Consider the following 11755-nt stretch of genomic DNA (forward strand, 5'->3'; position numbering starts at 1 on the left):
GCCCCCGTGCTCGGAACGACCCCACACCGGCCAGGGCGCCGTTACGCTCCGCGCCCGTCGCCGTCCGGGAGACCCCCGGCCGGCCCGCGACCGCACCGCTGTCGCGACCGTCCCGGGTGGCCCGCCACCCGTCACACGCCATCCGGAGATCTCGTGGAGCCGCGCCCCGTCGCAGAGATCATCGCCTACGTCTTCCTCGACCTGGCCGTGATCATGGTCCTCGCCCGCCTCATGGGCCGACTCGCCCGCAGGGTCGGTCAGCCGGCCGTGATCGGCGAGATCGTCGCCGGCATCCTGCTCGGGCCCACCCTGCTGGGCGCGCTGCCCGGCGACCTGGACACCCTGCTGTTCCCCCCGGACATCCGGCCCTTCCTCAACGTGCTGGCGCAGCTGGGCCTCGTCCTGTTCATGTTCCTGATCGGCCTCGAGGTCGACCTGTCGTTCATGCGCGGGCGGGAGAAGGTCGCCGTCTCGGTGTCGCTGGCCTCGATCCTGCTGCCGTTCGCGCTGGGCGTGCTGCTGGCCGCCTACCTGCACGGCCAGCACGACGTCTTCACCGGCGCGGACGGGTCGACGTCGCCGATCTCCTTCGCCGGGTTCGCACTGTTCCTGGGGGTGGCCATGTCGATCACCGCGTTCCCGGTGCTCGCCCGCATCCTCGCCGAGCGTCAGATGCACCGGGTCCCCACCGGCGCGCTCGCCCTCGCCTGCGCCGCGGTCGACGACGTCCTCGCGTGGTGCCTCCTGGCCGTCGTCGTGGCGATCGTCGCGGCGTCGTCGTTCGGCGGCGTGGTGCTGATCCTGAGCCTGTCGGTCGTCTTCGCGCTGGTGATGTTCCTCGTGGTCAAGCCGCTGCTGCGGGTGCTCGTGACCCAGTACGAGCGGCTGGGCCAGCTGACGCCGGAGATGCTCGCCGGCGTCCTCATCGGCATCCTGGCCAGCGCCTGGGTGGCCGAGGAGATCGGCATCCACTTCATCTTCGGCGCCTTCCTGTTCGGCGTGGTCATGCCCCGCAAGGGCGCCGCCCGGCTCAACCACGAGATCGTCGACCGCCTCGAGCAGGTCAGCGTGCTGCTCCTGCTCCCGGTGTTCTTCGTCGTCACCGGCCTCAACGTCGACGTCGGCGCCATCGACCTGACCGGCGTCGGAGAGCTGGCGCTGATCCTGCTGGTCGCCATCTCGGGCAAGTTCCTGGGCGCCTACGCCGCAGCCCGCGCGCAGAAGGTGCCCAAGCGCCAGGCCGGGGCCCTCGCGACGCTCATGAACACCCGCGGCCTCACCGAGCTGGTCATCCTCAACATCGGGGTGCAGCAGGGCGTGCTCGACGGCGAGATGTTCACGCTCATGGTGATCATGGCGCTGGTGACGACCGCCATGGCCTCCCCGCTGCTGGACCTCATCTACCCGCAGCGCGTCCTCGACCGGGACATCGCCGCGGCCGAACGCGCCGAGATGGGGCTCACCGACGCCTACACCGTCGTCGTCGTGGTGGACGACCTCGACCGCGACGCCGGCCTGGTCGACCTCGCCTGCGACCTCGTCGGGCGGGAGCGGCCGGCGCAGGTGGTGCTCACCCGCGTCGTGCGGCGGTCGCGGCCCAAGCCGGAGGTCTCCAGCGGCCTCGGCGCGGACCTCGAGCTCATGGCGACCGTGGCCGGTGAGCTGCGGACCCTGGCCCGCCAGGTCGAGGCCCGCGGTCTCACGGCGTCGGTGGCCTCGCGCTTCAGCGAGGACCCCTGGGCCGAGGTCGCCGATCTCGCCGGCAGCAGCGACGCCGACGTGGTGCTGGTGCGCAGCGGGTGGGGCCTGGCCGAGCACGCGCTGGTCGCGGACGGCGAGACCCCGTGGCCGGCGTCGCTGCACGGCTCGGTGGTCACCGTCTCCGGGGAGCTGGGGTCCGCGGCGCTGCAGCCGCAGGGCCCGGTCGCGGTCGTTCAGGACGGCAGCGCCGACGGGCGGGCCGCGCTGCGGCTGGCCGCGTCCACCTCGCTGGGCCGCACGGTCCCCCTCCAGCTGCGGGAGGCCGACGGCCGGCGCGGTCTCAAGCGCAGCGTCACCGACGGGCTGCGCAAGGCCGGCGTCCGGGTCGAGACGGGGACCACGACGCTGCCCTCGCTGCTGGTGGCGCCCGCGGGTGCCGGCCTCGTCCCGGCCGCGGACGACCTGACGCCGATCCTGCTGGTGCACGCCGGCCGGGCCGACAGCGACCGGGACATGGACGAGACCCTGGCCGGCATCGCCGGCCGGTCCGGGGCCGCCTGACCGGTCCGCTCCCCGCGCCGCGGAGCCCGCGTCCCTCCCGGACGCGGGCTCCGTCGCGTCCGGGGCCGCCCGCCCGAGGTTCTCCCTGCCCGCGTCCTCGTGCTCTGCTCCGCAACGGGGGCAGAGCACGACCGTCCGCCACACCTGTGCCGCCGGTCCTCGTGCTCTGCACACACCCGTGTGCAGAGCACGAGGACGCCCGGGACGACTCCCCTCGGCCCCCCTGGCCCCTGGACGCGACGGCGCCCGCCTCCCCGGAGGGAGACGGGCGCCGGGTGCCGTGCGCGGAGTCGTCGGTCGCGGAGTCGTCGGTCGCGGAGTCGTCGGTTGCGGGCTCGTCAGTTGCAGGGTCGTCAGTTGCGGAGGGGTCAGTAGCCGCCGTGCGGGGACTCGAAGGCGAACGTGCGGCCGCCCATGCGGACGGCCATGCCGGCGGTCAGCCGGACCGGCTGGTGCGGCACCAGCGAGGCCCAGCCCGGTGCTCCGCGCGGGGCGACGAGGGTGCCGTTGGCCGAGCCGATGTCGAGCAGCAGCACGTCCCACCCGTCGAGGCGGATCTCGGCGTGGTGCCGGCTGACACCGCCCGTCTGGTCGACGACCAGGAGCGGCCGCAGCTGTCCGGACCCGACCCGCTCGTCGGTCTCCGGCTCCCGGCCGAGCAGGTAGTCCACGTCCAGGCTGACGGTCGCGCCGTCGTCGAAGACGAGCAGCCCCAGCGGCGGACGGACCCCCTCCACCAGGACGGCGGTCTGCTGCGTGGTGCGGATGCCGCACAGGGCGCAGAACCCGGCGCGGGGGTCGTTGAGGTGTCCGTTCTTGCAGAGGATGCCCTTGACCCTGGCCCGCTCGTCCGCGGGCTCGGGCGCGGGGGCCGACGCGGGCTCCGCGCCCGGGATCGGCAGCGGCTCGCGCGCTGGCTCGGCCTCGGCGGGCTGCGCGAACAGCAGCGCCGACTTCTTCGGCGCCGGCAGCTCCACCGGCGGGGCGGGCGCGGCCGGGGCTGCGGCGACGGGCGCCGGCACGGCGTGCTCGTGGTGCTCGTGCCCGTGGCCCGCGGGCTCCGGCGCACCGGCCGGCGGGGTCGGGACGGCGGGCGGGCGGGGCGGCGGCGGGGGCAGCGGTGCGCGGCCGTTCGGCGAGGGCAGCCGCACCATCGTCGTCCCCGAGGGCGGCGGCGCGGGTGCAGCGGACGCCGCGGGGGCCGGGGCGAGCACCGCCGCGGCGCCGGGCACGATCCCGGCCTCGAGGTCGGCCAGCGGGTGCGGCGCGACGCCGGCGGGTGCGCCCGCCGACAGGTGCAGCGCCGCCGGCGGCCAGGTGACCAGCCGGTCGAGGACGAGCGTCCCGTTGCCGAGCGCCTCCCCCTGTGCGGGGGTCAGCCGCAGGCCGAGGTCGGGCACCTCGGCGGTGCCGTCGCCGGCCAGGACGAGCGCGAGCCCGTCCTCGGTGGCGGCGGCGACGGCGAACGACGGCGGGTCGCCCACCGTGCCCAGCCAGTCGCGCAGCTCCTCGTGCAGCCGCGTCCCGGGAGCCCGGCTGCCCGCGGCCGACACCCGGCGGCACAGCGCCACCAGCTCACCGACGTGCGCGTCACCGGCGGGCGCGGCGGCCGGCGCGGCGGGCACCGGGGCCGGTCCCCACCCGTCGAGCGCCGGCCGGGACGGCGGGGCGGCCGACGCGGCCGGGTGGTCCGGGACGCCGACGACGAGGAGCACCCCGGGCAGGCGGACGACGAGGTCGGGGCCCGGCGCGACGCGGACGGCGACCTGGTCGAAGGGCGGCACCGTGGCCGGTGCTCCGGTGGCGCCGGCCAGCGGAGGCGTGGCGCGTGTCATCAGATGAGCCGCCCGCCGTTGATCCGCCAGTGGATGAACGGCACCCGCATCGGGCCGTTGGCCACCAGCCACACGATCAGCCAGGTGCTGACGAAGTGGATGGCGAAGGCGGGGCCGGACAGCGAGTCGATCCACAGCGCACCGCCGGCGAAGAGGAACCACACCAGCAACCCCTCGGGGACGCCGGTGAGCAGGCCGAACAGCGTCGGCCAGTCCTTCTCCCACCGGAACTGCTGGAGGCCGTGGTAGACGAGCTCCCAGAGCACGCCGAGCACCAGGACGACGAGCAGCACGGAGAAGGTCGCCCCGTAGGACGCGCCCAGCGACGCGCCGGTGGGCAGGACAGGGGTGACGAGCAGGGTCCAGATCGAACCGACCACGGCCAGCAGGAAGACCCTGGTCTGGATGCGGCCGTTGAGGGTGGGCAGCACGGGATGTGTCTCTCTCGGTCGAGGGGGTCGGAGCGGGGGCCGGTCGGTCAGATCTGCTTGTTGCGGACCCACTTCCACCACTGGCTGGTCGACCGTCCCGGTCCCAGCTTCTGCGCGAAGCCCTGCCGGATGAGGTCGTCGGCGATCTCCTGGGCCGCGATCTGCAGGCCGAAGAACGTGTCGACGCCGGGGAACGGACCGCCCAGTGTGGCGCTGCCCGAGGCGTACATCTTGCCGCCGTTGCGGGTGCCGGTGACCTCGAAGTCGCGGCCGACGTCGAGCCGGCCGACGGGGTTGCGCGTGGCGTTGGAGTGGTCGAGCAGGTCGGCCAGGACGCGGTGCTCGCGGATGTCGGCCTCGAGGCCGGTGCAGTCGATGACGGCGTCGAAGGTGCCGACGTGCCGGCCCTGGTCGGGCGTGGAGACGGTGACCTCGACCAGGTCACCGGCCGGCCGGAACTCGTCGATCTGGCCGATCACGACGCGGTACCAGCCCTCGGCCCGGCCACGCCGGAGCTGCTCCTGCCAGTCCTTGCGGACGGGCGTGTTGGTGCCGCCCATCTCCTCGTACAGCCGCTTCCGCTCGGGGCCCTCGCTGTCGCGGACCTGCTGCTTGAGCTGGCCGCCCCACACCGACTTCGGGTAGTTGAAGCCCTGGTAGGCCCAGCCGTCGGCGCCCTTGCGGCGCTTGAGGATGCCGGTGCCGTGCGGGCGGTCCACGTAGGTGCGGAACAGGTGCACGATCTGGGTCTGCAGGCCCCGCTGGTCGCGGTCGTCGATGAGCCGCTGCAGCACGCGGGAGGCGACGATGCCGCCGCCGCGGACGAGGATCGTGCCCGGGCGCTGGTGCAGCCGCTCGTAGACGTGCTCGTGCCGCTCGTAGGCGTTCACGACCCTGGAGTAGTCGCCGTACCGGCTGCGGTAGCGCTGCAGGTCGGGGAGGAACTTCAGCCCCGGGTAGCCGATCGCGATGTGCACCCACTGGCTGCGGTAGGCGATCCGCCGGGTCGGCGTCGCGCCCTCCGGCGGGGTGAGGACGGTGAAGTACCCGCCGCCCGCGCGGCGCCGGACCATCCGGACCTGGCCGGTGACGACCATCTCCGGGTACCGGATCCGGTGCATCTCCTTCTCCATCGACTCGAACGCGTGCCCCGCCCTGGGGGTGTAGTAGTTCGCGAAGATCGGCTCGACGAGGACGTTCCAGGCCTGCTTGAGGTCGCCCTGCAGCGCCTCGCGGACGGCGTAGCTCGGGAAGCCCCAGATGTTGTCCGGGCAGGAGGAGGAATCGGACCGCAGCCGCTCGCCGCGCGGGATCTGGGAGACCGTCGTCAGGTACTCGTAGCTCTCCCACGGCGTCTTCAGCGGGGTGAGCACCCGCATGGCGCTGGTGGGGACGCCGCAGATGCGCAGGTAGTCCACGGTCACGAACGACCCGATGCCGCCGCCGACGGTGACGAACGGGACGTCGACGACGGGGATGCCCGCGTCGGCCAGCATCTGGTCGGTCCAGACGTCGGTGGCGACCAGGGAGTCGGTGAGGTCGCCGGGCTGCGCCGGGGTGGAGGCCTGCTGGGGCGCGATCGTGCTCTCGCTCACGGGAGTGGTGTCCGTCCTCTGTGGGGGAGCCGCCACTGTCGGTGGGCACCGTCGGGCTGTCAACGGATTCCGCTACGGGGCCCGGTGAACCGTGGCTCGCGGCCCGTCGCGCCCGGCGGGCCCCCGCGAGGACGCCGTCTAGGCCTTGCCGAAGCGGCGCTGGCGGGAGGCGTACTCCTCGCAGGCGGCCCACAGGTGCCGGCGGTCGAAGTCGGGCCAGAGCGTGTCGAGGAAGACGAACTCGGCGTAGGCCGACTGCCAGAGCAGGAAGTTGCTGGTCCGGTTCTCGCCGGAGCTGCGGACGAACAGGTCGACGTCGGCCATGTCGGGCTCGTCGAGGAACCGGGCGACGGTGCGCTCGTCGACCTTCGCCGGGTCGAGCCGGCCGGCGGCGGCCTCGCGGGCGATGGCCGCGGCGGCGTCGGCGATCTCGGCGCGGCCGCCGTAGTTGACGCACATGGTCAGCGTGAGGACGTCGTTGTCCTGGGTGAGCTCCTCGGCGACCTCGAGCTCCTTGATGACGCTGCGCCACAGCCGCGGCCGGCGTCCGGCCCAGCGCACCCGCACGCCCAGTTCGTGCATCTCGTCGCGGCGGCGGCGGATGACGTCGCGGTTGAAGCCCATGAGGAAGCGGACCTCCTCCGGGCTGCGCCGCCAGTTCTCGGTCGAGAAGGCGTAGGCGCTGATCGCCGTCACGCCGAGCTCGATGGCGCCCTCGACGCAGTCGAACAGCGAGGACTCCCCCGCCTCGTGGCCGGCCGTCCGGGGCAGGCCGCGCTCCTTGGCCCACCGGCCGTTGCCGTCCATGACGATGGCGACGTGGCCGGGCACGCGGTCGGCCGGGATCTGCGGCGGCCGCGCGCCCGACGGGTGCGGGTTCGGCGCCTTCACCTCGCGTCTCACGCGGCGGGCCCGCTCCCCGCCCGGGGCGCGACGTCGGAGCGGTCGACCAGCGGCAGCGACCGCAGGCCGCGCTCGAGGTGCCACTGCAGCAGCGCCGCGACCAGGCCACTGCCCTCGCGGCACTGCGCGTTCTCGCTCGCCTCGGCGGTCGCCCAGTCGCCGGACAGCAGCGCCTCCAGGTGCCCGATGGTGACCGGGCTGGGCATCGCCGAGCCGGTCGGGCGGCACTCGCGGCACACCGAGCCGCCCGCGGGGACGGAGAAGTGCCGGTGCGGACCCTCGACACCGCAGCGCGCGCAGTCGCCCAGCGCCGGCTCCCAGCCGGCCACCGACATGGCGCGCAGCAGGAAGGCGTCGAGCACCAGCCCGGCGGGGTGGGCGCGCTCGGACAGCGCCCGCAGCGCCCCGACGACGAGCAGGAAGAGCCGCAGCGACGGCTCCTTCTCCTCCGCCGTGAGCCGGTCGGCGGTCTCGAGCACCGCGGTGCCGGCGGTGTAGGCCGGGTAGTCGGTCACGATCGCCGGGCCGTAGGAGCGGATGGACTCCGCCTGGCTGACGATGTCGAGGTTGCGGCCGGTGTAGAGCTGCAGGTCGACGTGGCTGAAGGGCTCCAGCCGGGCGCCGAACTTGCTCTTGGTGCGGCGCACGCCCTTGGCGACCGCGCGCACCTTGCCGGTGCGGCGGGTGAGGACCGTGACGATCCGGTCGGCCTCGCCCAGCTTCTGGGTGCGCAGGACGATGCCCTCGTCGCGGTACAGCGACTTCGGTGTGGTGCTCAATAGCCGAGCCTGTTCAGCTTCTTGGGGTCGTCCTGCCACTCGCCGAGGACGGTGACGTGCAGGTCGAGGTGGACCCGCGCGCCGAGCAGCTCCTCGAGGCCGGCGCGGGCCTCGGTGCCGATCGCCTTGATGATCGACCCGCCCTTGCCCAGCAGCATCGGCTTCTGGCTGGGGCGCTCGCAGTGCAGCAGCGCGTGCACCTCGACCAGCTCCGCGCCCTCCCGCTTGGGGTCGGGCCGGCGGTTCAGCTCCTCGACGGTGACCGCGAGGGAGTGCGGCACCTCCTGGAACACCTTCTCCAGCGCGGCCTCGCGGATGAGCTCGGCGATCTGCCGGTCGGTGTCCTCGTCGGTGGTCTGCTCGTCGGGGTAGAGCGGCGGCCCCTCGGGCAGCAGGCCGACGAGCAGGTCCTCGAGCAGGTCGACCTGCTCTCCCCGCACCGCGCTCACCGGGACCACCTCGGCGGCCTCGACGAGTCCGCTGGCGGCCACCAGCTGCTCGGCGACCTGCTTCTTCGACGCGGCGTCGGTCTTGGTGACGACGACGACCACCGGCGCGCTCACCTCGCGCAGCTGGCGGGCGATGAACCGGTCACCGGTGCCCACCGGCTGGTCGGCGGGGACGCAGAAGACGACGACGTCGACCTCGGAGAGGGTGTCGCGGACGACGTCGTTGAGGCGACGGCCGAGCAGGCTCTTCGGCTTGTGCAGGCCCGGGGTGTCGACCAGGACGAGCTGCCCGCCGGGCCGGTGCACGACGCCGCGGATGGCGTGCCGGGTGGTCTGTGGCCGGTTGCTGACGATGCCGACCTTCTCGCCGACCATCGCGTTGGTCAGCGTCGTCTTGCCCGCGTTCGGGCGGCCCACCAGACAGGCGAAGCCGCTGCGGTACGGCTGGTCCGGCGTGCTCACCGGTCCAGTCTCCCACTGCGGGGCGACAACCCCGGCCAGGCGGCACACCTCACAGGCGGTGGTGCACCCACACGTTCGGCTCGACGTAGACCGCCGCGTCGTGCTCGGCCGAGACGTGCACGGGGACCAGCGCACCGGGCACCTCGGCCGGCCCGGACCGGTCCAGCGGCAGCCCGGTCCACTCCCGCCACTCGGCGAGGGTGCCCGGGATGGTCATCGACACCGGGCACACCCGGACCACCCGCCCGCCCAGCCGGACGTGGACCCGCAGCCACGGGTCCTCGGGCAGTCCGTCGTCGCGGGTGCGGGTGACGTAGGCGTGCATCGGGGTGTGCGGCTCGAGGTGCTTCCCCGTCGGCCGGACGGGGCCGAACAGGTCGTCGTACCCGAGCCGGCGCACCGCGGCCCGGGCCGCCTGCAGCAGCGCCGCGGACAGGCCCCGGCCCTGCCGGTCGGGGACGACCCGGGCCTCCAGCAGCGACACCGCCGTGGGCTACTCGCCCCGCTCGCGGTCGCGGGAGCCGCGCTGCAGGACGCCGTCCCAGCCGAGGTCGGGCAGGTCGTCGTCCTGTCCGGTCCACACGAACGGGATGGTGTTGACCCGCCCGACGAGCTCACCGCCGTCGTCGAGGGCGAGCAGCTGGTACTCCGGGAAGTCGACGGCGATCCGCCGGTAGAGCACCTCGGCGACGAGGTCCTGCAGCATGAACCGCGGCCAGGAGCTCGGCATCGACCACATGGCCGCGGTGAGGTCGGGCCGCTCGGCCAGCGAGACGACCTCGAGGGTCACGCCGTCCCCCGGACCGCCCCGTCGGGGCCGGCGAGGAAGACCGGTGCCGACGCGGTCAGGTCGTGCACCGCGGCCAGCCCGTCCGCCTCGACGGCGCCGGCGTCGGACACCACGGCGGCGGCCTCCAGCCCCGTGACCCCGCTGGAGACGGCGGCGGCGACGGCGGCCTGCAGCGCCGACAGCGTGAGCGAGGGCAGCGCGACCGACGCGGCGACGTAGGTGCGCCCGTCGGTGTCGCGGACCGCGGCGCCCTCCGGCGCGCCGGTGCGGCCGCGCGCGGAGCGGGCGAGGGTGACGAGCTTGGCGTCCTCGGGCTGCAGGTCGGGCACCGGCCAAGTCTCCTACCGTTGGATCCGGCCCTCCCGCAGGGGCCCGGCGCGAGCCTGCGAGCGGTGGGGGGCGGGAGGGTCCTTCCTCAGCTGTCGGCCGTGGCCGGCACCTCCGCGCGGGTGGCTCCCGACTGGTGCTCGGGATCGGTGTCGGGCAGCCGCGACACGAGGATGGTGTCGATGCGGTTGCGCCGCCCGCCGGTGCTCTCGGCGACCAGTCGCAGGCCCGCGACCTCGGCCGCCGACCCCTCGATCGGCACCAGCCCGAGCTCGCGGGCGAGCAGCCCGCCGACGGTCTCGACGTCGTCGTCGCCGGGCAGCTCGACGTCGAAGAGCTCGGCGAGGTCCTCGACCGGCAGGCGGGCGGTGATCCGCACCGAGCCGTCGTCGAGGTGCTCGACCGGGGGCCGCTGCACGGCGTCGTGCTCGTCGGCGATCTCGCCGACGATCTCCTCGAGGATGTCCTCGATGGTCACCAGGCCGGCGAACCCGCCGTACTCGTCGACGACGATCGCGATGTGGATGCGGCGGGCCTGCATGTCGCGCAGCAGCTCGTCGACCGGCTTGGACTCGGGCACGAACGCCGGCGGGCGCATGAGCTCCTCCACCCGCGGCCCGCGGCCCTCGCCGAGGTTCTGCGAGCGGCGCACCAGGTCCTTGAGGTAGACGACGCCCACGACGTCGTCGACGTTCTCCCCGATCACCGGGATGCGGCTGAAGCCGCTGCGCAGGGCCAGGGCGAGGGCCTGCCGGACGGTCTTGGTGCGCTCGATCCAGACGACGTCGGTGCGCGGCACCATGACCTCGCGGGCGATCGTGTCGCCCAGCTCGAACACCGAGTGGATCATGTTGCGCTCACCGGACTCGACGACGCCGCGCTCCTCGGCGAGGTCGACCAGTTCCCGCAGCTCGACCTCGGTGGAGAACGGGCCGTCGCGGTAGCCGCGGCCGGGGGTGATGGCGTTGCCGATCAGGATGAGCAGCGTCGCGACCGGTCCGAGGACCCGCACCAGCAGCCGCACCAGCCCGGCGCTGGCCAGCGCGATCGGGTAGGCGTGCTGGCGGCCGAGGGTGCGCGGGCCGACGCCGACCAGCACGTAGCTGACGACGGTCATGACCGCGGCCGCGGCGAGCACCGCCTGCCACGTCGTGCCCAGGGTGCCGACCACGACGACGGCGACGAGCACCGCCGCCACCATCTCGCAGACGATCCGCAGCAGGAGCAGCAGGGCGACCGCGCGGGCGCGCTCCTCCAGCACCTGCTCGAGGCCCGCGGCACGCCGGACGCCGTCGCGGCGCAGCTCCTCGACGCGGGCGAGCGACACCCGCTGCAACGCGGCGTCCATGGCGCCGAAGGCGCCCGCCAGCGGCACCAGGCAGATCGCGACGACCAGCAGGGTCACCGCGCCGGCGCTCATCGGGTCCCGGGCCCCCGTTCGGCGGGCTCGCCGGTGACCGGCTGCCGCGGCGCGGACCGCCAGCCCTCGAGCAGGCGGTTCTGCAGGCCGAACATCTCCCGCTCCTCCTCGGGCTCCATGTGGTCGTAGCCGAGCAGGTGCAGCACGCCGTGGGTGGCCAGCAGCAGCAGCTCGTCGTCCATGGTGTGCCCGGCGGCGCGGGCCTGCCGGACCGCGACCGAGGGACAGAGCACGACGTCGCCGAGCAGCGCGGGGCCCGGCTCGGGGTCGTCGGGCCGGGCGGTGTCGAGCTCGTCCATGGGGAAGGCGAGGACGTCGGTCGGGCCCTTCTCCCCCATCCAGCGCTCGTGCAGCACCGACATGTAGTCCGGGTCGACGCACAGCACCGACAGCTCGGCCATCGGGTTGACGCCCATCTCGGCGAGGACGAAGCGGCAGATGCCGGTCAGCTCCGCCTCGTCGACGGCGATCTCGGACTCGTTGGCGACCTCGACGGGCACGC

Annotated in this window: 12 protein-coding genes; 1 reads left to right on the forward strand and 11 read right to left on the reverse strand. The window is 74.2% G+C overall.

The genetic code is table 11. The features are described from left to right. Positions 1–153: 153 nt before the first annotated feature. Positions 154–2262 carry a cation:proton antiporter gene (locus BM165_RS22725; protein WP_208976846.1) on the forward strand — a complete coding sequence of 703 codons (2109 nt, stop codon included), beginning with the start codon at positions 154–156 and terminating at the stop codon, positions 2260–2262. Positions 2263–2630: 368 nt separating this feature from the next. On the opposite strand, the gene BM165_RS22730 is transcribed toward BM165_RS22725, so the two are convergent. The 11 genes from BM165_RS22730 to ybeY all read right to left on the reverse strand — a co-directional run bounded on the left by BM165_RS22730 (position 2631) and on the right by ybeY (position 11753). After that, on the reverse strand, positions 2631–4097 hold the full coding sequence (locus BM165_RS22730; RefSeq protein ID WP_075015817.1) for an FHA domain-containing protein: 1467 nt from the start codon (positions 4095–4097) through the stop codon (positions 2631–2633). Further along, complete coding sequence (locus BM165_RS22735) at positions 4097–4528, reverse strand: hypothetical protein (RefSeq protein ID WP_075015818.1); 432 nt, start codon at positions 4526–4528, stop codon at positions 4097–4099. Before BM165_RS22735 ends, BM165_RS22730 begins: the two co-directional genes overlap by 1 nt. 47 nt (positions 4529–4575) lie before the next feature. Then, positions 4576–6123, reverse strand: coding sequence for a hypothetical protein (locus BM165_RS22740; protein WP_075015819.1), 1548 nt, complete (start codon positions 6121–6123; stop codon positions 4576–4578). Between the two features lie 138 nt (positions 6124–6261). Then, a complete protein-coding gene (locus tag BM165_RS22745; protein WP_083427634.1) occupies positions 6262–7026 on the reverse strand; it encodes an isoprenyl transferase in 765 nt (254 codons plus the stop codon). Continuing rightward, positions 7023–7805 carry a DNA repair protein RecO gene (gene recO, locus BM165_RS22750; RefSeq protein ID WP_075015821.1) on the reverse strand — a complete coding sequence of 261 codons (783 nt, stop codon included), beginning with the start codon at positions 7803–7805 and terminating at the stop codon, positions 7023–7025. Before recO ends, BM165_RS22745 begins: the two co-directional genes overlap by 4 nt. Continuing rightward, the gene (gene era / locus BM165_RS22755; protein WP_075015822.1) at positions 7802–8716 is read right to left on the reverse strand and encodes a GTPase Era; all 915 of its coding nucleotides are present in this window, start codon (positions 8714–8716) and stop codon (positions 7802–7804) included. The genes recO and era overlap by 4 nt, the downstream gene beginning before the upstream one ends. Before the next feature lie 49 nt (positions 8717–8765). Further along, the gene (locus tag BM165_RS25315; RefSeq protein ID WP_208976847.1) at positions 8766–9200 is read right to left on the reverse strand and encodes a hypothetical protein; all 435 of its coding nucleotides are present in this window, start codon (positions 9198–9200) and stop codon (positions 8766–8768) included. A gap of 9 nt (positions 9201–9209) precedes the next feature. Beyond that, entirely contained in the window at positions 9210–9506 is a 297-nt protein-coding gene (locus BM165_RS25320; protein ID WP_208976848.1) for a hypothetical protein, read from the reverse strand. Beyond that, positions 9503–9835, reverse strand: coding sequence for a cytidine deaminase (locus BM165_RS22765; protein WP_075015823.1), 333 nt, complete (start codon positions 9833–9835; stop codon positions 9503–9505). Before BM165_RS22765 ends, BM165_RS25320 begins: the two co-directional genes overlap by 4 nt. An 86-nt stretch (positions 9836–9921) precedes the next feature. Beyond that, entirely contained in the window at positions 9922–11253 is a 1332-nt protein-coding gene (locus tag BM165_RS22770) for a hemolysin family protein (protein ID WP_075015824.1), read from the reverse strand. Further along, on the reverse strand, positions 11250–11753 hold the full coding sequence (gene ybeY / locus BM165_RS22775) for an rRNA maturation RNase YbeY (RefSeq protein ID WP_075015825.1): 504 nt from the start codon (positions 11751–11753) through the stop codon (positions 11250–11252). Before ybeY ends, BM165_RS22770 begins: the two co-directional genes overlap by 4 nt. Positions 11754–11755 lie beyond the last annotated feature (2 nt).

The organism is Geodermatophilus obscurus (assembly GCF_900115395.1).
In the GTDB taxonomy this organism is placed as follows: Bacteria; Actinomycetota; Actinomycetes; order Mycobacteriales; family Geodermatophilaceae; genus Geodermatophilus; species Geodermatophilus obscurus_B.

What these genes read in the sequence shown, in the direction of transcription:
- BM165_RS22730 (WP_075015817.1), bottom strand. Translation starts at nt 4,097, where the DNA reads ATGACACGCGCCACGCCTCCGCTGGCCGGCGCCACCGGAGCACCGGCC.
- BM165_RS22770 (WP_075015824.1), bottom strand. Translation starts at nt 11,253, where the DNA reads ATGAGCGCCGGCGCGGTGACCCTGCTGGTCGTCGCGATCTGCCTGGTG.